Source organism: Streptomyces sp. NPDC059743, from assembly GCF_042732975.1.
Classification (GTDB): domain Bacteria; phylum Actinomycetota; class Actinomycetes; order Streptomycetales; family Streptomycetaceae; genus Streptomyces.
This window is the reverse complement of record NZ_JBHWGS010000013.1, coordinates 169,546-195,383: the sequence shown is the minus strand read 5'-3', so window position 1 is coordinate 195,383 and position 25,838 is coordinate 169,546. Positions and strand designations below refer to the sequence as shown.

Annotated in this window: 25 protein-coding genes; 15 read left to right on the top strand and 10 right to left on the bottom strand. The window is 69.2% G+C overall.

Annotation, left to right across the window (positions count from 1 at the left end):
- The first annotated feature begins 26 nt into the window (after window positions 1-26).
- A complete protein-coding gene (locus ACFV6H_RS23925) occupies window positions 27-1,040 on the top strand; it encodes an ATP-binding cassette domain-containing protein (protein ID WP_385545439.1) in 1,014 nt (337 codons plus the stop codon).
- On the top strand, window positions 1,027-1,938 hold the full coding sequence (locus ACFV6H_RS23920) for an ABC transporter permease (RefSeq protein WP_385545436.1): 912 nt from the start codon (window positions 1,027-1,029) through the stop codon (window positions 1,936-1,938). Before ACFV6H_RS23925 ends, ACFV6H_RS23920 begins: the two co-directional genes overlap by 14 nt.
- A gap of 138 nt (window positions 1,939-2,076) precedes the next feature.
- Here ACFV6H_RS23920 and ACFV6H_RS23915 read toward each other — a convergent pair whose 3' ends face one another.
- Together ACFV6H_RS23915 and ACFV6H_RS23910 are read right to left on the bottom strand one after the other, a co-directional pair.
- Complete coding sequence (locus ACFV6H_RS23915; RefSeq protein WP_385545433.1) at window positions 2,077-3,465, bottom strand: M28 family peptidase; 1,389 nt, start codon at window positions 3,463-3,465, stop codon at window positions 2,077-2,079.
- A gap of 243 nt (window positions 3,466-3,708) precedes the next feature.
- Window positions 3,709-3,933: a hypothetical protein gene (locus ACFV6H_RS23910; protein WP_093591094.1), complete on the bottom strand. Its 225-nt coding sequence runs from the start codon at window positions 3,931-3,933 to the stop codon at window positions 3,709-3,711.
- A 528-nt stretch (window positions 3,934-4,461) separates the two neighbouring features.
- Between ACFV6H_RS23910 and ACFV6H_RS23905 the strand changes: the two genes are divergently transcribed.
- A complete protein-coding gene (locus ACFV6H_RS23905) occupies window positions 4,462-4,704 on the top strand; it encodes a hypothetical protein (protein ID WP_384786862.1) in 243 nt (80 codons plus the stop codon).
- Window positions 4,697-5,521, top strand: a complete 825-nt coding sequence (locus tag ACFV6H_RS23900) for a DUF2637 domain-containing protein (RefSeq protein ID WP_384786865.1) — start codon at window positions 4,697-4,699, stop codon at window positions 5,519-5,521. Before ACFV6H_RS23905 ends, ACFV6H_RS23900 begins: the two co-directional genes overlap by 8 nt.
- A gap of 91 nt (window positions 5,522-5,612) precedes the next feature.
- On the opposite strand, the gene ACFV6H_RS23895 is transcribed toward ACFV6H_RS23900, so the two are convergent.
- From ACFV6H_RS23895 to ACFV6H_RS23885, 3 genes are all read right to left on the bottom strand, one after another.
- The gene (locus ACFV6H_RS23895) at window positions 5,613-6,086 is read right to left on the bottom strand and encodes a VOC family protein (protein WP_093593413.1); all 474 of its coding nucleotides are present in this window, start codon (window positions 6,084-6,086) and stop codon (window positions 5,613-5,615) included.
- Window positions 6,087-6,141: 55 nt separating this feature from the next.
- Entirely contained in the window at window positions 6,142-7,161 is a 1,020-nt protein-coding gene (gene rarD, locus ACFV6H_RS23890; protein WP_385545428.1) for an EamA family transporter RarD, read from the bottom strand.
- A 180-nt stretch (window positions 7,162-7,341) separates the two neighbouring features.
- A complete protein-coding gene (locus tag ACFV6H_RS23885) occupies window positions 7,342-8,202 on the bottom strand; it encodes an SDR family oxidoreductase (protein WP_385545425.1) in 861 nt (286 codons plus the stop codon).
- 137 nt (window positions 8,203-8,339) lie between these two features.
- Between ACFV6H_RS23885 and ACFV6H_RS23880 the strand changes: the two genes are divergently transcribed.
- The gene (locus ACFV6H_RS23880; RefSeq protein ID WP_384986431.1) at window positions 8,340-8,705 is read left to right on the top strand and encodes a winged helix-turn-helix transcriptional regulator; all 366 of its coding nucleotides are present in this window, start codon (window positions 8,340-8,342) and stop codon (window positions 8,703-8,705) included.
- A gap of 51 nt (window positions 8,706-8,756) precedes the next feature.
- On the opposite strand, the gene ACFV6H_RS23875 is transcribed toward ACFV6H_RS23880, so the two are convergent.
- The 5 genes from ACFV6H_RS23875 to ACFV6H_RS23855 all read right to left on the bottom strand — a co-directional run bounded on the left by ACFV6H_RS23875 (window position 8,757) and on the right by ACFV6H_RS23855 (window position 15,787).
- Window positions 8,757-9,815: a 2-oxoacid:ferredoxin oxidoreductase subunit beta gene (locus ACFV6H_RS23875; protein WP_385545422.1), complete on the bottom strand. Its 1,059-nt coding sequence runs from the start codon at window positions 9,813-9,815 to the stop codon at window positions 8,757-8,759.
- Window positions 9,808-11,787, bottom strand: coding sequence for a 2-oxoacid:acceptor oxidoreductase subunit alpha (locus tag ACFV6H_RS23870; RefSeq protein ID WP_385545415.1), 1,980 nt, complete (start codon window positions 11,785-11,787; stop codon window positions 9,808-9,810). Before ACFV6H_RS23870 ends, ACFV6H_RS23875 begins: the two co-directional genes overlap by 8 nt.
- A gap of 334 nt (window positions 11,788-12,121) precedes the next feature.
- Window positions 12,122-12,781 carry a response regulator transcription factor gene (locus ACFV6H_RS23865; protein ID WP_305129631.1) on the bottom strand — a complete coding sequence of 220 codons (660 nt, stop codon included), beginning with the start codon at window positions 12,779-12,781 and terminating at the stop codon, window positions 12,122-12,124.
- Between the two features lie 257 nt (window positions 12,782-13,038).
- Entirely contained in the window at window positions 13,039-14,382 is a 1,344-nt protein-coding gene (locus tag ACFV6H_RS23860; RefSeq protein WP_385545412.1) for a sensor histidine kinase, read from the bottom strand.
- A 220-nt stretch (window positions 14,383-14,602) separates the two neighbouring features.
- Window positions 14,603-15,787, bottom strand: a complete 1,185-nt coding sequence (locus ACFV6H_RS23855; RefSeq protein ID WP_384986414.1) for a sensor histidine kinase — start codon at window positions 15,785-15,787, stop codon at window positions 14,603-14,605.
- 176 nt (window positions 15,788-15,963) lie between these two features.
- Between ACFV6H_RS23855 and ACFV6H_RS23850 the strand changes: the two genes are divergently transcribed.
- The 10 genes from ACFV6H_RS23850 to ACFV6H_RS23805 are packed head-to-tail and all read left to right on the top strand — an operon-like array spanning window position 15,964 to window position 25,723.
- Complete coding sequence (locus tag ACFV6H_RS23850) at window positions 15,964-16,356, top strand: NADH-quinone oxidoreductase subunit A (protein ID WP_385545409.1); 393 nt, start codon at window positions 15,964-15,966, stop codon at window positions 16,354-16,356.
- Window positions 16,347-17,000 (top strand): NADH-quinone oxidoreductase subunit B, encoded by a 654-nt coding sequence (locus ACFV6H_RS23845; protein ID WP_384986415.1) that lies wholly within the window; start codon window positions 16,347-16,349, stop codon window positions 16,998-17,000. Before ACFV6H_RS23850 ends, ACFV6H_RS23845 begins: the two co-directional genes overlap by 10 nt.
- Window positions 16,997-18,064: an NADH-quinone oxidoreductase subunit C gene (locus tag ACFV6H_RS23840; protein WP_385545405.1), complete on the top strand. Its 1,068-nt coding sequence runs from the start codon at window positions 16,997-16,999 to the stop codon at window positions 18,062-18,064. Before ACFV6H_RS23845 ends, ACFV6H_RS23840 begins: the two co-directional genes overlap by 4 nt.
- Entirely contained in the window at window positions 18,061-19,029 is a 969-nt protein-coding gene (locus ACFV6H_RS23835; RefSeq protein ID WP_385545402.1) for an NADH-quinone oxidoreductase subunit H, read from the top strand. Before ACFV6H_RS23840 ends, ACFV6H_RS23835 begins: the two co-directional genes overlap by 4 nt.
- Window positions 19,029-19,613, top strand: a complete 585-nt coding sequence (locus tag ACFV6H_RS23830; protein WP_385545399.1) for a NuoI/complex I 23 kDa subunit family protein — start codon at window positions 19,029-19,031, stop codon at window positions 19,611-19,613. Before ACFV6H_RS23835 ends, ACFV6H_RS23830 begins: the two co-directional genes overlap by 1 nt.
- Window positions 19,610-20,221 carry an NADH-quinone oxidoreductase subunit J gene (locus ACFV6H_RS23825; protein ID WP_384986418.1) on the top strand — a complete coding sequence of 204 codons (612 nt, stop codon included), beginning with the start codon at window positions 19,610-19,612 and terminating at the stop codon, window positions 20,219-20,221. The genes ACFV6H_RS23830 and ACFV6H_RS23825 overlap by 4 nt, the downstream gene beginning before the upstream one ends.
- Window positions 20,221-20,571: an NADH-quinone oxidoreductase subunit NuoK gene (nuoK, locus tag ACFV6H_RS23820; RefSeq protein ID WP_093596839.1), complete on the top strand. Its 351-nt coding sequence runs from the start codon at window positions 20,221-20,223 to the stop codon at window positions 20,569-20,571. The genes ACFV6H_RS23825 and nuoK overlap by 1 nt, the downstream gene beginning before the upstream one ends.
- On the top strand, window positions 20,568-22,574 hold the full coding sequence (locus tag ACFV6H_RS23815) for an NADH-quinone oxidoreductase subunit L (protein ID WP_385545394.1): 2,007 nt from the start codon (window positions 20,568-20,570) through the stop codon (window positions 22,572-22,574). Before nuoK ends, ACFV6H_RS23815 begins: the two co-directional genes overlap by 4 nt.
- Window positions 22,575-22,601: 27 nt before the next feature.
- The gene (locus tag ACFV6H_RS23810) at window positions 22,602-24,167 is read left to right on the top strand and encodes a NuoM family protein (RefSeq protein ID WP_385545628.1); all 1,566 of its coding nucleotides are present in this window, start codon (window positions 22,602-22,604) and stop codon (window positions 24,165-24,167) included.
- Window positions 24,164-25,723 carry an NADH-quinone oxidoreductase subunit N gene (locus ACFV6H_RS23805; RefSeq protein ID WP_385545391.1) on the top strand — a complete coding sequence of 520 codons (1,560 nt, stop codon included), beginning with the start codon at window positions 24,164-24,166 and terminating at the stop codon, window positions 25,721-25,723. Before ACFV6H_RS23810 ends, ACFV6H_RS23805 begins: the two co-directional genes overlap by 4 nt.
- The last annotated feature ends 115 nt before the right edge of the window (window positions 25,724-25,838 follow it).

Below are 25,838 nucleotides of genomic sequence, written 5' to 3'. Positions count from 1 at the left end.
GACGAGAACGAGAACGGGGGAGTGGGATGACAGCCGTCACCGCAGCAGTGCCCGGCGGGCCGGGCGAGCCGGGTGCGCCCGGCGGTCCCGGCGTGTCCCCTGTGATCGAGACGCGCGGGCTCACCAAGCGCTTCCGCGGCGGGCAGCTCGCCGTCGACCGTCTCGATCTGACCGTCCCCGCAGGCAGCGTCTTCGGCTTCCTCGGTCCCAATGGATCGGGCAAGACCACCACCATCCGGATGCTGATGGGGCTGATCCAGCCGACGGCCGGCTCGGCCACGCTTCTCGGCCGCCCTGTGCCGCGCGCGGCCCGCGCCGTACTGCCACAGGTGGGCGCGCTGATCGAGGGGCCCGCGCTGTACGGCCATCTGACCGGCCGCGACAATCTCGTACGGTACGACTCGGCGGATCCGACGGCCGATCCCCGCACCCGCCGCGCCCGGGTGGGCGAGGCCCTGGACCGGGTCGGGCTGACCGCCGCCGCGGGCAAGAAGGCCAAGGCGTACTCGCTCGGGATGAAGCAGCGGCTCGGGCTCGCCGCCGCCCTGCTGCAACCGCGTCGGCTGCTGGTGCTCGACGAGCCCACGAACGGGCTCGATCCGCAGGGCATGCGGGAGATCAGGGCCCTGGTGCGGGAGCTGGCGGCCGACGGTACGACCGTCTTCCTCTCCTCACATCTCCTCGATGAGATCGAGCAGGTGTGCACGCATGCCGCCGTGATGGCCCAGGGACGGCTGATCACCCAGGGGACGGTCGCCGAGCTGGCGGCCGGGACCCGGGGCAGGCTGGCCGTCACCACACCCGACCAGGGCGAGGCCGCCCGGGTGCTGAAGGGCCTGGGAGTGGTCGATGTGACCGTGACGGACGACCGGGTGAGCGGGGAGCTGCCCACGGGCGAGGGCGAGCCGATGGATCCGGCGGATGTGAATGCCGCGCTCGTACGGGCCGGTGTGCGGGTGCGTGCCTTCGGTATCGAGCGTGTCTCGCTGGAGGACGCCTTTGTGGCGCTGACCGGGGAGGGCTTCGATGTCGCGGGCTGAGGCCGAGGTGCCGGCCGTGGTGGGCGGGCCGCCGGACGAGGTCGGGGTGCGTGGACCCAGGCTGTGGTGGATGCTCGGGCTGTTCCGCTCCGAGCTGACCACCACCTTCCGGCGCTGGCGCACGCTCGCGCTGCTGGGTGTGCTGGCGGCCGTTCCCGTTCTCATCGGTATCGCCGTGAAGATCCAGACGGGCGACGGCGGAGGCATGGGCGGCGGCCCACAGGGCGGCCCGGCCTTTCTCACCCAGATCACCAACAACGGGCTCTTCCTGGTTTTTGCCGCGCTCGCCGCCACTCTGCCCGTCTTTCTGCCGATGGCGGTCGGAGTCATAGCGGGCGACGCGATCGCGGGCGAGGCCAATAGCGGCACGCTGCGCTATCTCCTGGTCGCGCCGGCCGGCCGGACCCGGCTGCTGCTCGCCAAGTACGCCTCCACGATGGCCTTCTGTCTGGTCGCCACACTGGTCGTGGCGGCCTCGGCACTCGCCGTCGGCGCGCTGCTCTTCCCGCTGGGCGAGGTCACCACGATCTCGGGCACGCGTATCTCCTTCGGGGACGGTCTGATACGGGCCCTGCTGATCGCCGTGATCGTGGCCGCCTCGCTGATCGGACTCGCGGCGCTGGGCCTGTTCCTCTCCACCCTGACCAACAGTGGGATCGCGGCGATGGCGGCGACCGTGGGGCTGCTGATCACGGTGCAGATCCTGGACACGATCCCGCAGTTGCACGCGATACAGCCGTATCTCTTCCCGCACTACTGGCTGTCGTTCGCGGATCTGCTGCGTGAGCCGGTCTACTGGGACGAGATCGTCAAGAACCTCGGTCTCCAGGCGCTGTACGCGGCCGTGTTCGGCTCTGCGGCCTGGGCGCGGTTCACGGCGAAGGACATCACGGCCTGAGCCGCACATGGCGCTTACGGCCGGCTGTCCGCTGTCCGCTGTCCGCCTGGGCACGGTGGCAGATGTGCCCAGGCGGACAGAGACGGTGCCGACGTGCCTCAGAGGGTGCCAGTCGGTATCAGAAGGCGGCAGCAGGCGTCAGAAGGTGAGTCGCCAGCTGTCGATGTATCCCGTGTCCTGCGCCGCGACATCCTGGACCCGCAGCCTCCAGAGCCCGCTGGCGACCTCGGTCGACGCGTTCACCGTGTAGGTGGCGATCACATTGTCCGCCGAGTCGCTGCTGCTGGAGTTCTTCAGCCGGTAGGCCGTGCCGCTCGGGCCGATCAGATCGATGACCACATCACCGCGCCAGGTGTGCTTGATGTCCACGCCCACCCGGAGCGTCGGAGGAGCGTTGCCCGCAATGCCCGTGACGTTCAGCGAGGAGGTGATGGCAGCGCCGTTGTCCGGGATGGCGACGTCCGTGAGGGTCTCGAAGACCGTACCGGCGGGCGGCGGGACGGTGGCGGCCGACAGCGTCCAGACCGCGTAGGCGACGGCGTCGCTGTTGCGGTCGAGCGCGGTGTCGTTGATGTTCGCCGTCGTGTCGCAGGAGGAGTGGTAGCAGCGGTCGAAGGCCTGCCCGGAGGTGCCGCCCCACTTCTGTGCCTGGGCCGCGGTCTTGATGTAGTCGGCGCCGCTGAAGAGCCCGCCGACCGGGATGCCCACATTCTTGAACGGAGCGTGGTCGGAGCGGCCGTCGCCCTCGGTCTCGATCTCGGTCGGGATACCGAGGCCCGCGTAGTAGTCCTTGAAGGTCTGCTCGATCGTCGGATCGTCGTCGTAGACGAAGTATCCCGGGTTCGGGGAGCCGATCATGTCGAAGTTCAGATAGCCGCTGATCTTCGCGCGGTCGGCGGTCGGCAGGTTGGTGACGTAGTACCTGGACCCGACCAGACCCAGCTCCTCGGCGCCCCACCAGGCGAAGCGGAGGTGCTTGTCCGGCTGGAGCTGGGCGCGGGAGACGGCGAGCGCGGTCTCCAGAATGGCCGAGGAGCCCGAACCGTTGTCGTTCATACCGGCGCCCGCGGTGACCGAGTCGAGGTGCGAGCCGGACATGATGACCTGATTCGGATCACCGCCCGGCCAGTCGGCTATCAGGTTGTAGCCGGTGGCACCGCTGGAGGTGAACTGCTGGACGGTGGTGGTGAATCCGGCCGCGTCCAGCTTGCCCTTCACATAGTTGACGGACGCCAGATAGCCGGCGCGGCCGTGGGCGCGGTTGCCGCCGTTGGCGGCGGCGATCGACGAGAGCTGAGTGAGATGCGCCTTGACGTTGGCGAGCGGGATGTCCGGGGCCGCGAGGACGGCCGCCGGCGCGGACTGCACGGGTCTGAGCGAGGTGGCTGGGGCCGCGGTCGCACTCGGCGCGGTGGCGGCGACCAGCCCGGCGAGGGCCAGCCCGACGGGCAGGGCGACTCTGGCGGATATCGTGGGAATGGCGCGTATGGCCGGTATTCGGCGCACTCCGGGAACGGAGAGTTTCATGTGGGGGCTCCGGATTCCGTACGGGGACAAGGACGGAACGTGCAAGACGCCCCACGGCGACTGCGACGCGGGGCGTTGGAGCTGTTGGTGCGCTGTGCGTGCTGAATGGTGAGTGAGAGCTTGACTTACCGTCAAGAGCGCAAATCGGTCATGGGTGTTCGCTGAGCGGACCACGGCCCTCCGGGGACCCGGCGAATGACCTCAGGGACCTGGCGAATGACCTCAGGGACCTGGTGGATGACCTCAGGGAACCTGGTGGATGTAGAGAGCGCCGCAGGCGTGGCAGAGAGGCCGGCCGGCGGGCGTGCCCCATGCGTCCGTCGACTGCGTGAGGGCGTCCTCGTCCAGATCCCGTCCGCACAGCGCGGCCGACTCGTCCACCCGTGTGATGTGCCATACCTCCAGCCGGGGGTACCGGTCGCGGGGCGACGAGTCGTCCGCGTACTCCGCGCGCATTTCGTACTGCATGCCTGTCTCCTGACCGGTGTGACGACCCTGGGCACCGGTCCGGCGGCGGTGCGTGGGGCGGGAGGAAGAGAACCAGCAATGTCCGCGCCGACGCGTGCCCGCACGCCGTCGTCGCACGAATGGCCGTCGATGAATCGATTCTGCGGTCAGCCGTTCGGAGGTGTGGCCGTGCCTTGACCGCGCCGCGCGCGATGACCACCGTGCGGGTGAAGTGCGTCACAGGCGCGTTACGCCGGAATTGAACCGCCTCTGCCGGGCCCGCGGTTGGGTCATGGGCGGTGTCCGGTTCCTGTCGGATCAAGTGAGCCGTGTGACCGGATGCGACCGCGACCGGCCGTCCTCAGGGCGATATCGATACAGGTGAGTGATTAGGCCGATGGTAATTCTCGCACGCTCCGGCGCGTGATCGGCGACGGTATGGTCATGTGTTGGTGGGTCACTCTATTGCCGGGCAACTGTCAGAAGGTGTTCGTTCGTTTACTGCGTATGACGTCACCGAATTCGCATTCTTGGCCCATTAGTTGGAGCTTGGGCGCTGCCGCCGTCGGCGTGGCCGGATCCCCGGCGAACGCGGAGCGGGGCGGTGACGCGGGACCGCCGGTCCGTGGCGCCCGCCTGGTGGAACCGGACCAGTGCGCTGATCTGCTGGACGAGTTCATGCGTGTCATGGACCGTATCGAGGACGGATTCCACCGCCATATCGGTATGCCGGCGCCCCGGGCCGCCGCTCTCGGTTCCGACAGCGGGCCGGGACAGGTGTGCCATGCATGATCACGCCGATTTCCATGATCCGCACTACATTCGCTTCGCCGAGGCCAGGGAGCCTTATGGAACGGACCTGTCGGAGGGGAACGGTTCTCCGCAGGAGTCCGTCGGCTATCCGGATCCCGGCGTTTATATGGAATCCGGAGGGTATCCGGACCGCCCCGACGCCTATCCGGAGTCCGGCCCTTATCAGGATCCCGGGTTCGATCCGGTGCTGGACACGGTCAGTCTGGAGGAGGGACTCGCCCAACTCCTGCGCGCGTCGGCCGCGGACGGCGCGCCTGCCGCCGTGCCGCCTCCGATGGCCGTACCGCGCCCGCGCTCCCGCAACCGGCGCAAGCCCAAGGAGCCGCGGTGGCGGGCGGGTACCTGGGTGAGAGTGTTCAGTCTGCTGCTGTCCGCGCTGACGGCCGCCGCCGTCACGGTGATCAGCGCCCTGGGCGCGAGCGTCTCGTACCACCCGCTCGAAGAGATGGCGCTCACCGTCGCGCCGCCGGGACTGGCCCGGTGGTGGCCGCTGCTGGTCTTCGGTCCCTGGCTGGTGGCGACGTTCTCCATCCTGCGCTCCGCGCTGCACCGCCGCAGGATCACCCATCCCTGGCTGATCCTGCTGCTCTTCTCCTCCGTCGCGGTGGCCTTGTGCGTGAGCGCCGCGCCCAAAACACTTCCCGGTATCGCGGTGGCCGCGCTGCCTCCCATCTCGGCCTGCGCATGCCTTTATCAGTTCATCCGGCAGATCGCCCTGACCCGTTTTCCCGAGCCACGCCACACCAGCACCGCCCACCGCTCCGCGCCCCGACGGCGGCCCGTCGTCAAGAAGTGACCGTCAAGAAGCGACAGTCAAGAAGTGACCAGGGGTATTGGCAGATGTCATTCGTTTTGTCCTACCGCATGCCATGTCCGTATGCCGTGTCCTAATGAACGCAGAATTCATTGCCCTCGGGGTCGGCCATGATGGTCCACTGCCCGGAGGGCTCCTTCGTCTCGTGGAGCACCGTGGCGCCCAGTGCCTCCAGCCGGCCGACCTCGGCGGCGCGTCGCCCGGGCTCGGAGTGCACATCCAGATGGAGCCGGTTCTTGACGGTCTTCGCCTCCGGTACGCGCTGGAAGAGGATCCGCCGGCCGAGCCCGGTGCCGCTCTCCTCCTGGTACGGATCGCCCGGATGGCGGACGGCGATCAGATCCCGGAAGGCGAGCCTCCCGTGCGACTCCACGGTGTCCGTGTCCGCGACGAGGCCGAGGCCGAGAAGCCGCTGGATGAGCGCGCTGTTGTCCTCGACGGCATAGCCGAGCGCGGCGGCCCAGAAGTCGGCCTGGGCGTGCGGGTCGGCCGCGTCGATCACGAGTTTCCAGTGCAGAGGTGCGGGAGTGGGCGCGGAAGCAGTCATGTAACCACTTATAGACGACGAGGGGACGAGAGGTCCGGGCGGTGCGGGACGTTGGTCAGCTCGCGGGCTCGTGGCGGCTCGGGGACGGTGCCGGCTCCGAGGCGGCCGATGTCGGCTCCGAGACCGACGGAGCCTGATCCGAGGCGGGTTTCGCCGCGGCGGCAGCCGCCAGCCGCAGTGCCTCCGCCCTGGTACGCCGGGCGTTCCGCAGCGCGTCCCAGGTCAGGATCGCCAGCGCCAGCCAGACCAGTGAGAAGCCCGCCCATCGCTTCGGTGGCATCGCCTCGTGGAAGTAGAGGACGCCCAGCAGAAACTGGAAGACCGGGGCCAGATACTGGAGCAGGCCCAGCGTCGACAGCGGCACCCGGATCGCCGCCGCGCCGAAGCAGACCAGCGGCAGCGCGGTGACCACGCCTGTCCCGGCGAGCAGGGCCATCTGGCCCGTGCCCTCCCTGCCGAATGTGGCCGAGCCGGACGCGCCCAGCCACACCAGATAACCGAGCGCGGGCAGGAAGAGAACCGCGGTCTCCGCCGCCAGCGACTCCAGACCGCCGATATTGATCTTCTTCTTGATCAGACCGTAGGTCGCGAACGAGAAGGCCAGCACCAGCGAGATCCACGGCGGCTGCCCGTATCCGACGGCCAGGACCAGCACGGCGGCGAAGGCGATGAAGACCGCCGTCCACTGGGCGGGCCGCAGCCGTTCCTTGAGCAGCAGAACGCCCATGGCGATTGTCACCAGCGGATTGATGAAATAGCCGAGTGACGCTTCCACGACCCGGCCGCTGTTGACCGCCCAGATATAGAAACCCCAGTTGAGGGAGATCGTGACGGCGGCCACGGCGATGAGCCCCAGCTTGCGGGGCTGACGTATCAGCTCGGCCATCCAGCTCCAGCGGCGTAGCGCCAGCAGCCAGATCGCGACCACGCCCAGCGACCAGACCATCCGGTGGGCGAGGATCTCCGTCGCTCCGGCCGGTTCGAGCAGCGGCCAGAAGAGCGGGACCAGCCCCCACATCCCGTAGGCGCCGATCCCGTACAGCAGTCCGCTCCGCTGCTCGCTGTCCGCCTTCACTGGCCCTCCCCGCCCGCCCTGACCTGCCCTGCCCGCCCGCGCCGTTCCGCCATGAAGGTAGCGCCGGGCGGGGCCGCGTGTCATTCCCGTACCGTCATACGGTCATGACGGTACGGGGAGCGCCCTCGGGGCCATGGGGTGCGGGCGTGCGTGTGCTGGGGGCGCTGAGGGCGCGGCGCGTCAGGCCTTGAGCGCCTCGGCGATCGAGTCGGCGAGCGGTGTCGTCGGGCGTCCGGTCAGCCGGGCCAGGTCGCCCGTCCCGCCGGCGAGCCGCCCTCGCTGGATCGCGTGGTCCACGTCCACGAGGATCGCCGCGAACGGCTCGGGCACTCCGGCGCCGGTGAGGATCTCCAGTCGTGCCTCGCCCGGTACGTTGCTGTGCGCGATGGTCCTGCCGGTCTGCCGCGACAGCTCCGCCGCGTACTCGGCGAAGGACCACGCCGTGTCGCCGCTCAGCTCGTACGCCGTGTTGAGATGCCCGTCACCGGTCAGTACGGCCGCCGCGGCGGCGGCGTAGTCCGCGCGGGCCGCGGTGCCGATCCGGCCCTCGCCCGCGTTGGCGACGACGGCGCCGTGCTCCAGTACGGGAGCGAGGTTCTCGGTGTAGACCTCGGTGTAGAAGCCGTTGCGCAGGAAGGTGTACGGCAGCCCCGATGCGAGGATGAGCCGCTCGGTCTCCTTGTGGTCGGCCGCCAGGTCGAAGTCGGCCTCGGGCCCGCCCAGTACGCCCGTGTACGCGAGCTGGGCCACGCCCGCCGCCCGCGCCGCCTCGATGACGGCGGTGTGCTGCGGCACACGCTTGCCGGGCTCGCTCGCGGAGATCAGCAGCACCCGGTCGCCCGCGCCGAAGGCGTCTGCCAGAGTCTCGGGACGGTCGTAGTCGGCGAGGCGCAGCTCGACACCGCGCGCCACCAGGGCAGCCGCCTTCTCCTCGCTCCGCGCGACGGCGACGATTTCGCCGGCCGGGACATCGGCGGCGAGCAGGGACTCGACGACCAGCCGGCCGAGATGTCCGGTGGCTCCGGTGACAACGATGCTCATGGGTGATTTCTCCAGTTCGTACGGTTTCGTAGCGCTCTGACGCTCACCCTATGGTCTGCACTAACCAAGCGAAAGTACCCACTTTGAAGTAAGGTACCGACGTGACCGTAAGCAGCGCGCCGGATGTCAACCGGCAGATGTGTCCCTCCCGGCTGGTGCTGGAGCACGTCACGAGCCGCTGGGGCGTGCTCGTACTGGCCGCCCTGCTGGAGCGCCCGTACCGCTTCAGCGAGCTGCGGCGCGAGATCGGCGGCGTCAGCGAGAAGATGCTCACGCAGACGCTCAGGACTCTGGAGCGCGACGGCTTCGTCCATCGTGACGCCCGGCCTGTCATCCCACCGCGTGTGGACTACACGCTGACCGATCTGGGCAGGGAGGCCGCTGAGCAGGTCTGGGGGCTGGCCCGCTGGACCGAACGGCGGCTGGACGAGGTGTTCCGGGCCCGCGAGGAATACGACAAGGCCCGGACTTCCGAGGCGTACGACAAGGCCCGGACCTCCTAGGAGATCCGGGCCTCACCGACGCAACGCACCACCGTGCTCGGCTGGTACGGCTCAGCCGACGACGGTCCAGGTGTCGCCACCGGCGAGCATCCTGGACAGATCGCCCTTGCCCTGCTCTTCGACTGCCCGGTCGAGCTGGTCCGACATCAAGGCGTCGTAGACCGGCCGCTCGACACTGCGCAGTACTCCGATGGGCGTGTGGTGCAGGGTGTCCGGGTCCGCCAGACGCGACAGCGCGAACGCCGTGGTGGGGCTCGCCGCGTGTGCGTCATGGACGAGGATCCGCGACTCGTTTTCCGGCGTGACGGCCACGACCTGGAGATCACCGGTCGCCGGGTCCCTGACCACACCCTTCGAGCCTTCGGCGCCGAAGCGGATCGGCTGCCCGTGCTCCAGCCGGATCACGGCCTCTTCCGCCTGCTGCTTGTCCTTCAGTACGTCGAAGGCGCCGTCGTTGAAGATATTGCAGTTCTGGTAGATCTCCACCAGCGCCGTGCCCGGGTGGTCGGCGGCCTGCCGCAGCACCTCGGTGAGGTGCTTGCGGTCGGAGTCGACCGTACGGGCCACGAAGGACGCCTCCGCGCCGATCGCCAGCGACACCGGGTTGAAGGGCGCGTCGAGCGAGCCCATCGGTGTCGACTTGGTGATCTTCCCGAGCTCGGAGGTAGGCGAGTACTGGCCCTTGGTCAGTCCGTAGATCCGGTTGTTGAACAGCAGGATCTTCAGATTGACGTTCCGGCGCAGCGCGTGGATCAGATGGTTGCCGCCGATGGAGAGCGCGTCGCCGTCGCCCGTGACGACCCAGACCGACAGGTCGCGGCGCGAGGTGGCCAGACCGGTGGCGATCGCCGGGGCGCGGCCATGGATGGAGTGCATCCCGTACGTATTCATGTAGTACGGGAAGCGGGAGGAGCAGCCGATGCCGGAGACGAAGACGATGTTCTCCTTGGCCAGGCCCAGTTCGGGCATGAAGCCCTGGACCGCGGCCAGCACCGCGTAGTCACCGCAGCCTGGGCACCAGCGCACTTCCTGGTCCGACTTGAAGTCCTTCATGGACTGCTTGGCCGCGGCCTTGGGGACCAGCGTCAGCAACTCGTTGGCATCAGACATCGGTGGCCTCCTTGAGAGCCGTGGCGAGCTGCTCGGCCTTGAACGGCATGCCGTTGACCTGGTTGTACGAGTGCGCGTCCACCAGATACTTCGCCCTCAGCAGGGTGGCGAGCTGCCCGAGGTTCATCTCCGGCACCACGACCTTGTCGTACCGCCCGAGGATCTCCCCGAGGTTGCGCGGGAAGGGATTGATATGGCGCAGATGGGCCTGGGCGATGGGCGTTCCGCCTCTGCGCAGCCGGCGGACGGCGGCGGTGATCGGGCCGTAGGTGGAGCCCCAGCCCAGCACCAGGGTGCGGGCGCCGTCCGGATCGTCGACGGTCAGATCGGGCACCTGGATACCGTCGATCTTGGCCTGGCGGGTGCGCACCATGAAGTCGTGATTGGCCGGGTCGTACGAGATATTGCCCGTGCCGTCCTGCTTCTCGATCCCGCCGATACGGTGTTCGAGACCGGGTGTGCCGGGCACCGCCCAAGGGCGGGCCAAGGTCTGCGGATCGCGCTTGTACGGCCAGAACACCTCGGTGCCGTCGGCCAGTTCATGGTTCGGGCCGGTCGCGAACCGCACCCGCAGATCGGGCAGCTCCTCGGTCTCCGGGATCCGCCAGGGCTCCGAGCCGTTGGCCAGATAGCCGTCGGAGAGCAGGAAGACCGGCGTGCGATAGGTCAGCGCGATCCTGGCCGCTTCGAGCGCGGCGTCGAAGCAGTCCGCGGGCGTCTGCGGCGCGATCACCGGGACCGGCGCCTCGCCGTTGCGCCCGTACATCGCCTGGAGCAGATCCGCCTGCTCCGTCTTGGTCGGCAGTCCGGTGGACGGGCCGCCTCGCTGGATGGCGACGACCAGCAGCGGCAGCTCCAGCGAGACCGCGAGACCGATCGTCTCCGACTTGAGCGCCACACCGGGACCGGAGGTGGTGGTGACGCCGAGGGAGCCGCCGAAGGAGGCACCGAGCGCGGCACCGATGGCGGCGATCTCGTCCTCGGCCTGGAAGGTCCGTACGCCGAAGTTCTTGTGCCGGGACAGCTCGTGCAGGATGTCCGAGGCCGGAGTGATCGGGTACGAGCCCAGATAGAGCGGCAGCTCCGCCTGGTGGGAGGCGGCGATCAGTCCGTACGACAGGGCCAGATTCCCGGAGATGTTGCGGTACGTACCGGTCGGGAACGCGGAGTCGGCCGGCGCGACCTCGTAACTGACCGCGAAGTCCTCGGTGGTCTCGCCGAAGTTCCAGCCGGCGCGGAACGCGGCCACGTTCGCCTCGGCGATCTGCGGCTTCTTGGCGAACTTGGTGCGCAGGAACCGCTCGGTGCCCTCGGTCGGCCGGTGGTACATCCACGACAGCAGTCCGAGCGCGAACATGTTCTTCGAGCGCTCGGCCTCCTTGCGGGAGAGCCCGAACTCCTTGAGTGCCTCGATCGTCAGCGTCGTCAGCGGCACCGGGTGGACCTGGTAGCCGTCGAGCGAGCCGTCCTCCAGCGGCGAGGTCTGGTAACCGACCTTGGCCATCGGACGCTTGGTGAACTCATCGGTGTTCACGATGATTTCCGCGCCTCGCGGCACATCGCCGATGTTCGCCTTCAGGGCCGCCGGATTCATCGCGACCAGTACGTTCGGCGCGTCACCCGGGGTGAGGATGTCGTGGTCGGCGAAGTGCAACTGGAACGAGGAGACACCCGGCAGGGTCCCGGCGGGTGCCCGGATCTCGGCCGGGAAGTTCGGCAGCGTCGACAGGTCGTTCCCGAACGACGCCGTCTCCGAGGTGAAGCGGTCACCCGTGAGCTGCATCCCGTCGCCGGAGTCGCCCGCGAAGCGGATGATGACCCGGTCCAGACGGCGGACTTCCTTCTCGCCCGCACCTTCTCGACCCTCGTACCCGGACAGAGAGGCATGCCGTTCACCGACGGCGCGCGCACTCTTGCCCGTGCCGTCGGCCTCATCGGCGTGCTCTGCTGGGCTACTGACCTGGCTGGTCACTGAACTGGACCTCCCTCGAGGCGGCTGCTCGGGACCGGCCGGCCGCCCGGCGGTCCCGGAGACCACCCTACGTCGGTAAGGGTCGCCTTCCCTGGACCGATCGTATGATGGACGCCGGGCTGAGATGAATCGGCGTACCGGTTTGTCATGGTTTGCCCGCCCCCGAATCTTTCCGTGACCGTACTCGGCTCTCATCCTTTGGTACTAAGTCCTGCCCGGGGCTTCTGCGCCGCCACACATCTGCCGCTACCCATCTGACAGGACGGCAGCGGAGACGTATGTGGCCAGTTGTCCCGGCCGGTTGTCCCTCGGGCCCGCGGTCAGTTCTTCAAGGTCAGTTCCTCAGATAGGTCAGCACGGCCAGGACCCGGCGGTGATCCCCCTCACTCGGCGAGAGCCCGAGTTTCTGGAAGATATTGCTGACGTGCTTCTCCACCGCGCCGTCGCTCACGACGAGCTGTTTGGCGATCGCCGAGTTCGTCCGTCCCTCGGCCATCAGACCGAGGACCTCCCGTTCGCGCGGAGTCAGCCCGGCCAGCACGTCCTGCTTCCTGCTCCGGCCCAGAAGCTGTGCCACCACCTCCGGATCCAGCGCGGTGCCGCCTCTGGCCACCCGTACGACCGCGTCGACGAACTCCCGGACCTCGGCCACCCGGTCCTTCAGCAGATAGCCCACGCCCCGGCTGCTGCCGGCCAGCAGCTCGGTCGCGTACTGCTCCTCGACGTACTGCGAGAGCACCAGCACGCCTATCCCCGGATGCTCCCGCCGCAGCCGCACCGCCGCCCGCACGCCCTCGTCGGTGTGGGTCGGCGGCATCCGTACGTCCGCGACCACCACATCCGGCAGGGCGTCCTGGTCCGCCAGCTCGCCCACGGTCTTGATCAGCGCTTCTCCGTCACCGACACCCGCGACCACATCGTGTCCGCGGTCGGTCAGCAGCCGGGTCAGGCCCTCCCGAAGCAGCACCGAGTCCTCGGCGATGACCACCCGCACCCTGTCCTCCACGACCTTGTAGCCCCCACTGTCGAAGTCCGTCACTGTCGAATCCATCCGGACCTGCTCGGCCCGGACGCGTCCCAGCATCGCAGTATTCGGATCGGTCCGCGCCTGCCTGTGGAAAACGTGACAGCCCCATGCGAATGCCTCCCGGGAAGGTCATCCCGGGAGGCATCGCTCTGTGTGTGGATGTATCGCTCTGGTAGGTACGGTCATGGCTGCCCGTGCCCGTACCCGCACCGGCATCCGTGCTCTCACCCGCGCCAGGGCAGCTCCGCCGTCACCGTGGTCGGGCCGCCGGCCGGGGAGTCGATGACCAGGATCCCGTCCACCGCGTCCAGCCGCTCCGTCAGTCCGGCCAGCCCGCTGCCCGCCGAGGCGTCCGCGCCGCCCTGGCCGTCGTCCGTGACCTGGAGCATCAGCCGGTCGTGCGTCTGCCACACATCGACCGTGGCCCGCCGGGCCTGCGCATGCTTGCTGATGTTCTGGAGGAGTTCGGAGACCGTGAAGTACGCGATGCCCTCGATCGCGGCGGCCGGCCTGGAAGGCAGATCGACACTTACGCTCACCGGGACCGTGCAGCGGGAGGCGATGGCGGAGAGGGCGGCGTCGAGGCCGCGGTCGGTGAGGACGGCGGGATGGATACCGCGCGCCAGATCGCGTAGCTCCTGAAGCGCCGTCTTCACTTCTCCGTGTGCCTCGTCCACCATGCGTGCCGCGGCCTCAGGATCTTCGGTGAGCTTCTCCTTCGCCAGCCCGAGGTCCATGGCGAGGGCCACCAGCCGGGCCTGGGCGCCGTCGTGGAGGTCGCGTTCGATCCTGCGCAGATCGGCTGCTGCCGTGTCCACGACCACACCACGGTCCGACTCCAGCTCCGAGACCCGGGTGGCCAACCGGGACGGTCCGAGCAGTCCGGCGACCATCAGCCGGTCCACGGTCACCAGACCGCGTATCAGCCAGGGAGTGGCGAGGACGAGCACCAGCCCGACCGCGCTGGTGACACCGATCTCGAACGGCGTGTCGAGGAAGAGACCGTTGCCCCGGCTGTCGCTGTAGACCGAGATGCCCGGCTGGTCGAGATGGTCGGGGAACACCCACTGCCAGAGCGGATAGGTGAAGAGTGCCCAGCTCGTGAGCCAGAACGCCACGGAGACGGTGAACGCGAAGATCGCCCAAGGGAAGTGCAGCACTCCGTAGACGAGATGCCGCCAGGACACTCCGCTCTTCAGCATCGCGGCGACCCAGGACATCACTCCGCTCTTCTTGCTCCGCACCGGCGCGGGATCGGCCACGTCCAGTCCCAGCAGCCCTCGGGCCCGCGCCCGCTCCAGCATGCCGAAGCCGCGGCAGCCGGCCAGCCCGACCGCCAGCACCGGGATACCGAGGAAGGTGACGAGCAGCCCTCCGCCGAGCGAGAGCGTCGCTATCGCATAGGTGAAGAACACGGTGCTGATCGGCATGCTGAGCAGCAGATATCCGAACTCGCGCCAGGTGCGTGCCTCGATCGGCGCGCGCAAGGCGGGCGGGAGGAGATGAGGCCGCCGCCGTGATCCGTACTCGTGGTCCGGGCCGTATACGTATCCGTGGTCCATGGCCATCGGTGGTGTCCGTTCTGCGAGCGGGCTGTGGCTCGGGCCGTGGCTCGGGCTCGGGCTGTAGCTCCGGCTGTGCTGCCGGCTGTTGCTGAGTGGGCTGAGGGCTTCCATGTACTCCATGCTGCTGGGCGGTGAGTGTCGGCACCATGAGGCCGGTCTCCGTCTTCACCCTGGGGTTTTCCCCACCCCGGAGGGTGTAGATCCGACCTTGCGGCCGGTCCTCTCAGCCCTTTCCGCGCTGACGCCAGGGCAGTTCGGCCGTGACGACCGTCGGGCCGCCGGCCGGTGAATCGAGGACGAAGAGCCCGTCGACCGCGCCGAGCCGCTCGGCCAGCCCGGACATGCCCGTACCGCCGTCCAGCCGCGCGCCGCCGCGCCCGTCGTCCTGGACCTGGACCAGCAGCCGGTCCTCCGTCCGCCATACGTCGACGGCCGCGGTGCGCGCGCCGCTGTGCTTGCTGACGTTCTGGAGGAGCTCGGAGACCGTGAAGTACGCGATGCCCTCGATCGCCTCCGCGGGCCGCTCGGTCAGATCGACACTCACGTTCACCGGGACTGTGCAGCGGGAGGCGATGGCGGAGAGGGCGGCGTCGAGGCCGCGGTCGGTGAGGACGGCGGGATGGATGCCGCGTGCGAGATCGCGTAGTTCCTGGAGGGCTATTTTCACTTCTCCGTGTGCTTCGTCCACCATGCGTGCCGCGGCCTCGGGGTCCTCGGTGAGTTTCTCCTTGGCGAGGCCGAGGTCCATGGCGAGGGCTACGAGTCGGGCCTGGGCGCCGTCGTGGAGGTCGCGTTCGATCCTGCGCAGATCTGCGGCTGCCGTGTCCACGACCACACCACGGTCCGACTCCAGTTCGGCGATCCGCCGCTCCAGCTCGTCGGAGGGCGAGAGCAGCCCTCGCACCATGGCCCGGTCGACATTGGTGAGCCCGCGCGCCACGAAGGGCAGGACCGGCCACAGGACGAACAGACCCACCAGCGTGACGGTGAACGTCACCACACCCCAGGGCAGCCGGATGAACTCGTACAGCACGGTCCGCCAGGCCACCGGATCCTTCAGCCCTGCCCACACCCAGCTCAGCAAGCCGTCGGAACGGCGCGCGCGCCCGCGCCCGAGCAGGGGACTCGGCTCGTCGATCCGTACGCCCAGCAGCGCGCGCGCCCGCGCACGCTCCGCGCGGCCGAGCAGCCGGGCGCCCGTGAGACCGGCGACGAGCCAGGGCAGACCGATCACCGTCACCGACAGCGCCGCACCGGTGGAGACGGTGAACATCACATAGATGAATCCGGCCAGCGAGACCGGAAGGTTCGCGAGGAGATGCGCGATCTCCTTCCAGGTGTGCCGGTCGTACGCGAAGCGCGCGGCAGGCGGCCGGTCGTCGTCGGGGAGGCTGTCGCTCACGGTCATGAGGCCAAGCCTGCACGGACGGGATGCCGCGCGCCATGGGGTAGCTGGGTGGGCTGAAGTAGGGATAACCCCACTGTCGAGACGCGGCTGCTTACCATCTCTTTAACAGGGCCTAGACTCCCGTCCGTACAGATCGTCGAAGAAACTGCTACGAGGTCAGGGAGCGAGGGGCGGACGTGTCGCGATCGACCGTTCTCGCGGCGGGCTACTTCCAGAGCTATTCGGTGGTCGGACTGCTCGCGGTCGTCGGTGTGCTGTTCGTCGCCGTGGCCTTCGGGGCGGGCCGGCTGCTGCGGCCGGTGGTGCCGACGCCGGAGAAACTGCTCACCTATGAATGCGGTGTCGATCCCGTGGGCGAGGGCTGGGCGCACACCCAGGTCCGCTACTACGTCTATGCGTTCCTCTATGTGATCTTCGCTGTCGACTCGATCTTCCTGTTTCCGTGGGCGACGATCTTCGCCGCGCCCGGATACGGCGCCACGACGCTGGTCGAGATGTTCATCTTCCTCGGCTTCCTGGCCGTGGGACTGCTCTACGCATGGAAGAAGGGCGTCCTGGAATGGACGTGACCCACGCCGCCTCCGGCCCGCTCGCCGCCTCCGTAGCCGGTTCACAGCCTCAGCCGCTGCCGGAGCCGCAGGTGCTGCCGGAGCCGAGCCGTCTCGGTGTGCTCTCCCGGCTGGCACCGCAGCCCATGAAGGTGATCCTCAACTGGGGCCGCCGCTACAGCCTCTGGGTCTTCAACTTCGGGCTCGCCTGCTGCGCGATCGAGTTCATCGCCGCTTCCATGTCCCGGCATGACTTCATCCGGCTCGGTGTGATCCCGTTCGCGCCCGGGCCGCGCCAGGCCGATCTGATGATCGTCTCGGGCACGGTCACGGACAAGATGGCGCCCGCCGTGAAGCGGCTGTACGAGCAGATGCCCGAGCCCAAGTATGTGATCTCCTTCGGCGCCTGCTCCAACTGCGGCGGCCCGTACTGGGACTCGTACTCCGTCACCAAGGGCGTCGACCAGGTCATCCCGGTCGATGTCTACGTACCGGGCTGCCCGCCTCGTCCCGAGGCGCTGCTCCAGGGCATTCTGAAACTCCAGGAGAAGATCGCCCGCGAGTCGCTCGGCGAGCGCTACGCCTCGGGCGGCCGGCCCTCGGTCTCCGCGCTGCGCAGCGGCCTGGTCGCCGCGCCGCCGACACCGGGGGAGGGCGCTTCATGAACGGGCGGGACCTGAACGCGACCGGCCGGAACGGCGGGGACGGCGAAGGCGGGAACGGCGGCGGTGGCGACAGCAACGGTCGGAACGGCGACGGCACGCTCGCTTACGACCGGCTCCCGGACGCGGTCGCCGAGATCTTCGGCGAGGAGGCCACGGCCGAGCGCGCGTACGACCTGCTGACGGTCGACGTTCCCGCCGCCTCCTGGATCGCCTCGCTCGAAACCGCCCGCGACCGGCTGGGCTGCACCTACTTCGACTGGCTGAGCGCCGTCGACGAACCGGGTACGGGCTTCCGCGTCTGCGCCCATGTGGTCGCCCTGGGCGGCGGTACGGTCCGCCGGCTGCTGATCCGTACGACCGTTCCGCACGAGGCGGCCGTCCTGCCCACGGCGGTCGGCGTCTATGCGGGCGCGGGCTGGCATGAGCGGGAGACGCACGAGATGTTCGGCGTCTCCTTCACCGACCACCCGAACCTTGTCCCTCTTCTGCTTCCCGAGACCTTCGAAGGCCATCCGCTGCGCAAGGACTTCGTCCTCGCGGCCCGGGTCGCCAAGGCCTGGCCGGGCGCGAAGGAGCCGGGAGAGTCCGACCACGGCGGCCCCAAGCGCCGTCAGATGCTTCCGCCCGGCGTACCCGATCCGAATGAGTGGGGCCCGCTCAAGGGCCAGCTCCCGCCGGCCCCGGCCCGTCCCGCGCGCGGCGCCCGCGCCGCCGGTGACCGTCCGGTCCGCCGTACGCGCAGCGCCTCGGAGGGCTCGGCGAGCCGCCCGGCACGGCCCGAGGGCGGCGGAGACGAGCCGACGGGCGGTACGGAGGCGACTCCGCCCCGGACACCGCCTCCGTCGGCACCGGACGCGCCCTGGCACAAGCCGCGCCCGGCCTTCGACGACGGCGGCGAAACGGCTCCCGACAACGCAAACCCGGCCGAGCACCCGGAGAGCCCCGAGCACCCGGAGAGCCCCGAGCACCCGGAGAGCCCCGAGCGCCCGGACAGCGACGGCCCTCAGAGCAACGGTCCGGACAGCGACGGCCCCGCGAGCGACCGCCCCGAAGGAGACGCGTGAACGACGTACTCGACGTCGCCCTCCGGCTGATCGCCGTCTTCGCCGTGTTCCTGGTCCTCCCTCTTGTCGTCGGACAGACCGAGCACAAGGTGATGGCCCATATGCAGGGCCGGCTCGGTCCCATGCACGCGGGCGGCTTCCACGGCTGGGCCCAACTCGTCGCCGACGGTGTGAAGTTCGCGCAGAAAGAGGATGTGGTCCCGGCCAACGCCGACCGCCGTATCTTCCAGCTCGCGCCGGCCGTCGCCCTTCTCCCGTATCTCCTCGTCCTGGTCGCCATCCCGATCGGCCCAGGCCAGGGCGCGATCGGCCAGGCCGTCGACGCGGGCATCTTCTTCGTACTCGCCGTGCTGGGCGTCGGAGTGCTCGGCTCGCTCATGGCGGGCTGGGCCTCGGCCAATAAGTTCTCCCTTCTCGGCGGACTGCGGACCGTCGCCCAACTCCTCGCATACGAACTGCCGATGCTGCTCGCCGCCGCCTCGGTCGCGATGGCCGCGGGCACCGTCTCGATCCCCGGCATCCTCCATGCCTTCGAGTGGTGGTGGCTGCCCTGGCAGATCGTCGGCGCCCTGGTCTTCTTCGTCGCGGGCCTCGCCGAACTCCAGCGCCCTCCCTTCGACATGCCGGTCGCCGACTCCGAGATCATCTTCGGCGCGTACACCGAGTACACCGGTCTGCGCTTCGCGCTGTTCCTCCTCGCCGAGTACGTGGGCATCGTCGTCCTCTGCGCCCTGACCACCGTCCTCTTCCTCGGCGGCTGGCACGGTCCGTTCGGCGCCGACGGCCTCGGCTGGGTCTGGACGCTGCTCAAGGTGGCCGTGCTCGCCTTTGTCGTCATCTGGCTGCGGGTGAGCTATCCGCGGCTGCGTGAGGACCAGCTCCAGCGGCTCGCCTGGACCGTACTCATCCCGCTCGCTCTCGCGCAGATCGCGCTCACCGGCATCGTGAAGGTGGCGATCAACTGATGCCCCCGATTCCCGGCTCCGGCCTGGCCAAGGGCCTGGCCGTCACCCTGCGGACGATGACGAGGAAGTCCGTCACCGCGCAGTATCCGGAAGCCCAGCCCGAACTCCCGCCCCGCAGCCGGGGCGTGATCGCGCTGTTCGACGAGAACTGCACGGTCTGCATGCTCTGCGCCCGTGAATGCCCCGACTGGTGCATCTATATCGACTCCCACAAGGAGACCGTGCCGGCCGCGGCCCCCGGAGGCCGCGAGCGCAGCCGGAACGTTCTCGACCGGTTCGCCATCGACTTCGCGCTCTGTATGTACTGCGGTATCTGCATCGAGGTCTGTCCTTTCGACGCGCTGTTCTGGTCACCGGAGTTCGAGTACGCGGAGACGGACATCCGCGAACTCACCCATGAGCGGGACAGGCTCCGCGAGTGGATGTGGACGGTGCCTGCGCCGCCCGCGCTCGATCCGGGCGCCGAGGAGCCCAAGGAGGTCGCCGCGGCCCGCAAGACGGCCGAGAAGCTCGCAGCCGCACAGCGCCAGGAAGGCGAGCAGCAGGGCCAGGGCCCGGCGCCGGAGCAGGAGGGCGGCGAGTGAGCCTCGCAGCGACGGCGGCGACCGCCACCGCGGCGGCCGGACCCGGCTTCCTCTCACCGACCGGCGTCGAGATCACCTTCCTTCTGGTCGGTCTGGTCACCTTCGGCGCCGCCCTTGTCACCGTCACCACCAGACAACTGGTGCACGCGGCTCTCTGGCTGGTCGTGACACTCGGCGGCCTGGCCGTCGAATATCTGCTGCTGACGGCGGAGTTCATCGCCTGGGTGCAGGTCCTCATCTATGTCGGTTCCGTCGTGGTCCTCCTTCTCTTCGGACTGATGCTCACCAAGGCGCCCATCGGCCGCTCCCCGGACGCCGATTCAGGCAACCGCCCGGTAGCGCTGGCCGTGGCGGTCGCCGCCGCCGCTGCCCTGGTCTGGGTGGTCGTCGACGCCTTCCGTACGACCTGGATCGATCTGGGAGGACCGGCCCAGGGCTCCACCGAGGTGTCCGGGCGGTTCCTGTTCCGGAACTGGGTGCTGCCCTTCGAAGCGCTCTCCGTGCTTCTGCTGGCGGCCCTCGTCGGCGCGATCGTCCTGTCCCGCAAGAACGGCGCGACGCCCACGGACGGCAGCGCCGCCGGCGGCAGCGGAAAGGAGCAGCGCTGATGCATCTCGTCTATCCCGCTGTGCTGTCGGCCCTCCTGTTCTGCACCGGGCTGTACGGAGTACTCGCACGCCGCAACGCGATCCTCGTCCTGATGTCGGTCGAGCTGATGCTGAACGCCGTCAACCTCAATCTCGTCGCCTTCGACGTCTGGCTCCGTGACACGCTCCACACCGGCCAGGCGCTCACGCTCTTCGTCATCGCCATCGCCGCCGCGGAGATCGGCATCGGCCTGGCGATCGTCCTGATGGTCTACCGCAACCGCGGCACCTCGGACGTGGACAAGCTCCGTGACACCGCCGAGCGGCAGGAACCCGAAGCCCCGGCGCAGAAGGCCGAGGTCACCGCATGACCACCACGACTCTCGCCATCCTCGTCCCTCTTCTGCCCTTCCTCGGTGCCGTCGCGGGACTGCTCCTCGGCCGCACCTCGCCGGGTTTCGTACGCCCGCTGGCCGTTCTGCCGACGCTGACGGCCGCCGGTCTCGCCGTTGTCGTGGCCGTACGCCAGGGCGGTGGCTCCGGCGGCGGTACGGCGCCGCTGGAAGCCGCGACCCGGCTCACCCCGACCGGCTCGGTGCCCATCGACCTCGCCCTCTCCGTCGACGGCTTCGCCGCGCTGGTCGCCGTCCTCGTCGGCGTCGTCGCGTCCTGCGTGCAGATCTACTCGACCGGATATCTGTGCGGCGACGCGCGCTATCCCTCGTACGCGGCTCTGGTCTCGCTCTTCACCTCCGCGATGCTGCTCGTCGTCTACTCCGGCGATCTGATGGTGCTGCTGGTCGGCTGGGAGATCATGGGCATCTGCTCGTACTTCCTCGTCGGCCACTACTGGGAGACTCCCGAGGCGCGTGCCGCCTCCCTCAAGGCGTTCCTGGTCACCAAGCTCGGCGATGTGCCCTTCCTCTTCGGGCTGTTCGCGCTCGCCACCGACGCCGGTACGTTCCGCATCAGCGGCATCCTGGACACCGTCGCAAGCGGCGGACTGGACCATCCCACCCTCGTCGCGCTGCTGCTGCTCGCGGGAGTGGCGGGCAAGTCCGCCCAGTTCCCGCTGCACACCTGGCTGCCCGACGCGATGGCGGGCCCCACGCCCGTCTCCGCGCTGATCCACGCCGCGACGATGGTCGCCGCCGGTATCTACTTCGTGGCCCGGCTCCTCCCTGTCTTCGCCGCCTCGACGGCCGCCCTGGTGGTGCTGGCCACGATGGCCGCGATCACCATGGTCGGTTCGGCGCTCGCCGCCCTCGCCCAGGACGACATCAAGCGGGTCCTCGCCTACTCGACCATCGGCCAACTCGGCTATATGTCGGGCGCCCTGGCCGTGGGCGACCGCGGCGCGGCCGTCTTCCACCTCCTCGCGCACGGTGTGTTCAAGGCCCTCCTCTTCCTCGGCGCCGGCGTGATCATCCACGCCGCCGGCACCAACTCACTGGCCGCCATGTCCCGTATGAGCGGCCTGCCCAAGCGCATTCCCGACGCCTACTGGACGATGACGGTCGCACTGCTCGCCCTGGCCGCGATCCCTCCCTTCGCGGGCTTCTTCTCCAAGGAGTCCGTCCTCGTGGCCGCCGAACACGCCGCCTTCGGCGAGGCCGGCAACGCCTCCGGAGCCGCGGGCTGGACGGTGCTGCTCGCCGGGCTGCTCACCGCCCTCCTCACCGCCGCCTATGCCACCCGGCTCTGGCTGCTGGCCTTCCGCGGTCGCGGCGCCGAAGCGCCCGACCACGGCAGACAGCCGGTCGCCATGAACACCGTCCTCTGGGTGCTGGCCATCCCGTCCATCGGACTCGGCCTGGCCGTGGGCTATCTCCCCGACTGGTTCGACGGGCACTCCCTCGCCCCGAACCTCACCACCTCCGTCCTCGGCACGGGAGTCGTGCTCGTCGGCGGTCTGGTCACCCACGCGTGCTGGCGCCACACCACGGCGCTGGCCGCCCGTACCCCGATCGGTGCCGTCATCGCCCATCCCGACGCCGAGCCCGCCATCGCGGAGGTGGAAGCCATGGAGATCCACACCCGTGTCTACGGCTCCATCGCCTCGGCCCCCGACCCGGCGGACCCCGGCCGACTGCTACTGGGACCGCTGCACCGCCACGCGGCGGTCGGCTTCCATCTCGACGCCGTTTACCACCGGCTGTTCGTACGCCCGGTGCTGGCCGCCGCCCAGTTGGTCCGTTTCCTCGACCGCGAGGTCGTGGACACTTACGTACGCGGAGCGGGCACCGGCACCCGCTGGCTCGGCGCCGCGGTGCGCCGCGCCCAGACCGGCAATGTGCAGACCTATGTGAGCGCCCTGCTGGCCGGCTCCGTCGTCCTGGCGATCGCCGCCGTACTCGTCGCCGCCGGAGCGTGAGCCGTGATCGATATCAGTGAGTCCGTGATGCAGTTCCTTCTCGCGTTGATCGTCGTCGGGCCGCTCGTCGGCGCCGTGGCGGCGCTCCTGCCCGCGCCGCCGGGGCTGCGCGGCAAGAGCCCCGACCAGGCCGTACTGCGCCACGGTGTGACCGTGACCGGCGCGATCCTCCTCGCCACGATCGTCCTCGCCGCGGGCTTCGACCATGACCATCCGTCGAGGATCCAGGCCACCACGGACATCAACTGGATCGCGGCCCTGGACATCCGGATCCATCTCGGCATCGACGGCATCTCACTCCCCCTTCTGGTCCTGACGGCGCTGCTGACCTTCCTCTGCGCGCTCTACAGCTACTTCAAGCAGCCGAAGGGCGGCTCACCCAAGGCGTTCGTCGCCCTCCTGCTCCTTCTTGAGTCCGGCACGCTCGCGACCTTCGCCGTCCTCGATCTGATCCTCTTCTTCCTGGCCTTCGAGATGGTGCTGATCCCGATGTACTTCCTGATCGCCCGCTGGGGCGGATCGGAAGGAGTCACCGGCGGCAGGCAGGCCGCCGCCTGGAAGTTCATCCTCTACACACTGCTCGGCTCCGTGGTCATGCTGCTCGGCCTGCTGCTCATCGGGCTCCGCGCAGGCACATTCGACATGGTGGCACTCGCCACTGACAACGGCCGTGGGCTGAGCACATCCGTGCAGGTCATCGCCGTTCTCGCGATCGGTCTCGGGCTGGCCGTGAAGACTCCGATGTGGCCGCTGCACAGCTGGCTGCCGGACGCCCACACCGCCGCCCCGACCGTCGGTTCCGTCCTTCTCGCAGGCGTACTGCTCAAGATGGGTACATACGGTTTCGTCCGTATCATCCTGCCCATCGCGCCGGACGGGATGCGGACCTTCGCGCCCTATCTCGCGGCGTTCGCCGTCGTCGGCATCATCTACGGATCCCTCGCCTGTCTGGCCCTCGCCAAGCAGGGCGCGGGCGGCGATCTCAAACGGCTGATCGCCTACTCCTCCGTCGGCCACATGGGCTTCGTCCTGCTCGGTATCGCGACCATGACACCGACGGGCGTCAACGGCGCGCTCTTCGCCAACATCGCCCACGGCCTGATCACCGGCCTGCTGTTCTTCCTGGTCGGAGCCGTCAAGGACCGGTACGGCACCGCCGATCTCGACACCCTCGCCGGAGCGACCGGCGCCGCGCTCTACGGCCGCGCGCCACGCCTCGGCGGTCTGCTCGCCTTCGCGGTCGTCGCCTCCCTCGGACTGCCCGGACTCGCCGGATTCTGGGGCGAGATGCTCGCGATGTTCGGCGCCTTCGATCCCGCGGACGGACTGAGCCGCCCGGCCTTCCTCACCTTCATGGCGATCGCCGGCTTCGGCACCCTGCTCACCGCCGCCTATCTGCTGATCGTCGTACGGCGGGTCTGCATGGGCGTGAAGCCGCAGGAGGCGCCGCACCTCGCCGATGTCCAGACATACGAATTCGCCGCTTGGACACCGCTCGTCGCCCTGACCGTGCTCGCCGGACTCTGGCCCGCGGTCCTTCTCGGCCTCACCGATCCGGCCGTGCAGCAACTCCTCGCAGGAGGCAAGTCGTGACCGTGGCCGCCGAGAGCGCCGTCGGCGCCGCCAGCCTCGTCCAGTCCGTCGACTGGCTCGCGATCGCGCCTCCCACCATCACGGCCGTGGTCGCCCTGATCGTCCTGGTCGCCGATCTCTTCGTACCGGAACACCGCAAGCCGCTCCTCGGCGTGCTCACCATCGCCGGTCTCGTCGCCGCGCTCGTCATGCTCCTGCCATTGCGCGACGGCGACCGCTCGACGTTCTGCCTGCCCACCGACGCCACCGTGTGCAGCTACACCGCCGACCACTTCGCGCTGGTCATCCAGTTCCTGGTGCTCGGCGGAGCGCTGCTCACCGCGCTGCTGACGCTGGGCGGCGAGATGCGGAAACTCCCCGTAGGGGAGTACTGGTTCCTGCTGCTCTCCTCCGCGGCCGGTGCGGCCCTGCTGCCCGCCTCACGCGATCTCGCGACCCTGGTTGTGGCTCTGGAGGTCGCCTCCCTGCCCGCCTTCGCGCTGGTCGGGCTGAGGCGCGGCGACCGGCTCTCCTCCGAGGCCGCGCTCAAGTTCTTCCTCTCCTCCGTCGCCGCGACGGCCGTGATGCTGCTGGGCGTCAGCTTCGTGTACGCCACGACCGGCACGCTCCACCTCACCCAGATCGCCGCACGGCTGGAGGCCGGCGTCCCAGGCCAACTCGCCACCCTGGCACAGGCGGGCGTCGCCCTCACACTCGTCGGGTTCGCGTTCAAGACGGCCGCGGCGCCGTTCCACTTCTGGGTCCCGGACACCTATGTGGGCGCGCCGCTGCCCATCGCCGCGTATCTCTCCGTCGTCAGCAAGGCGGTCGGCTTCTCGGGCCTCATCCTGGTCGCCGTCATCGGCTTCCCTTCGTACGCGGACGTCTGGGGACCCGTCCTCGCCGTACTGGCCGCGCTCACCATGACCGTCGGCAATGTCGCGGCACTGCGCCAGTCCGCCACACGCGCGTGGAGCGCCGTACGGCTGCTCGCCTGGTCCTCCGTCGGCCAGGCCGGATATCTGCTGGTGCCGATCGCCGCAGCGGGCTACGCGGACGGACAGCCGAACGGCTCTCTCGTGCCGATCGGCCCCACCGTCGCGTACGCCCTGATGTACGCCGTTGTGAACCTCGGCGCCTTCGGCGTCGTGGCCCTGGTGGCCCGTACGAAGCCACTGAACCGGATCTCCGACTACCAGGGCCTCGCCGCCCGGCGGCCGGTCGTCGCCCTCGCGATGGGCTTCTTCCTGCTCTGTCTGGCCGGACTGCCGCCGGGCATCATCGGGCTGTTCGCCAAGGTCACGGTCTTCTCGGCGGCCGTGGACGCCGGGCTCGGCTGGCTGGCCGTGGTCATGGCCGTCAATGTGGTGATCGCGCTGTATTACTACCTTCAATGGACGGCGGTCCTCTTCCGCGCTCCGGAGGAAGCCGCCGAGGCTTCGGAGCCGGGGGAGCTCGTCATACGCAGGGTTCCCGCGGCCCTCACCGTGGCCATTGCCCTGACCGCCGTGGCCGGAGTCGCCCTCTCCGGTGCGCCGCAACTGGTACTGCGCTTCGCCGGCACCAGCCTCTTCTGAGCCCACTCCGGACCCACTCCAGACCCGCTCCGAGTCCACCCGGGACCTCTGCCGGGACCTCCGCCGGGACCACGAACTCCGTCCCGCACCACCGCGCTCCCCTTCGGGCGCTCTT

Bases quoted from the DNA above. Each gene is read 5' to 3' on its own strand.
- ACFV6H_RS23925 (WP_385545439.1), top strand. From the start codon at position 27: ATGACAGCCGTCACCGCAGCAGTGCCCGGCGGGCCGGGCGAGCCGGGT.
- ACFV6H_RS23920 (WP_385545436.1), top strand. From the start codon at position 1,027: ATGTCGCGGGCTGAGGCCGAGGTGCCGGCCGTGGTGGGCGGGCCGCCG.
- ACFV6H_RS23915 (WP_385545433.1), bottom strand. From the start codon at position 3,465: ATGAAACTCTCCGTTCCCGGAGTGCGCCGAATACCGGCCATACGCGCC.
- ACFV6H_RS23910 (WP_093591094.1), bottom strand. From the start codon at position 3,933: ATGCAGTACGAAATGCGCGCGGAGTACGCGGACGACTCGTCGCCCCGC.
- ACFV6H_RS23900 (WP_384786865.1), top strand. From the start codon at position 4,697: ATGCATGATCACGCCGATTTCCATGATCCGCACTACATTCGCTTCGCC.
- ACFV6H_RS23895 (WP_093593413.1), bottom strand. From the start codon at position 6,086: ATGACTGCTTCCGCGCCCACTCCCGCACCTCTGCACTGGAAACTCGTG.
- ACFV6H_RS23885 (WP_385545425.1), bottom strand. From the start codon at position 8,202: ATGAGCATCGTTGTCACCGGAGCCACCGGACATCTCGGCCGGCTGGTC.
- ACFV6H_RS23880 (WP_384986431.1), top strand. From the start codon at position 8,340: ATGTGTCCCTCCCGGCTGGTGCTGGAGCACGTCACGAGCCGCTGGGGC.
- ACFV6H_RS23875 (WP_385545422.1), bottom strand. From the start codon at position 9,815: ATGTCTGATGCCAACGAGTTGCTGACGCTGGTCCCCAAGGCCGCGGCC.
- ACFV6H_RS23860 (WP_385545412.1), bottom strand. From the start codon at position 14,382: ATGGCCATGGACCACGGATACGTATACGGCCCGGACCACGAGTACGGA.
- ACFV6H_RS23855 (WP_384986414.1), bottom strand. From the start codon at position 15,787: ATGACCGTGAGCGACAGCCTCCCCGACGACGACCGGCCGCCTGCCGCG.
- ACFV6H_RS23845 (WP_384986415.1), top strand. From the start codon at position 16,347: ATGGACGTGACCCACGCCGCCTCCGGCCCGCTCGCCGCCTCCGTAGCC.
- ACFV6H_RS23840 (WP_385545405.1), top strand. From the start codon at position 16,997: ATGAACGGGCGGGACCTGAACGCGACCGGCCGGAACGGCGGGGACGGC.
- ACFV6H_RS23830 (WP_385545399.1), top strand. From the start codon at position 19,029: ATGCCCCCGATTCCCGGCTCCGGCCTGGCCAAGGGCCTGGCCGTCACC.
- nuoK (WP_093596839.1), top strand. From the start codon at position 20,221: ATGCATCTCGTCTATCCCGCTGTGCTGTCGGCCCTCCTGTTCTGCACC.
- ACFV6H_RS23815 (WP_385545394.1), top strand. From the start codon at position 20,568: ATGACCACCACGACTCTCGCCATCCTCGTCCCTCTTCTGCCCTTCCTC.
- ACFV6H_RS23810 (WP_385545628.1), top strand. From the start codon at position 22,602: ATGCAGTTCCTTCTCGCGTTGATCGTCGTCGGGCCGCTCGTCGGCGCC.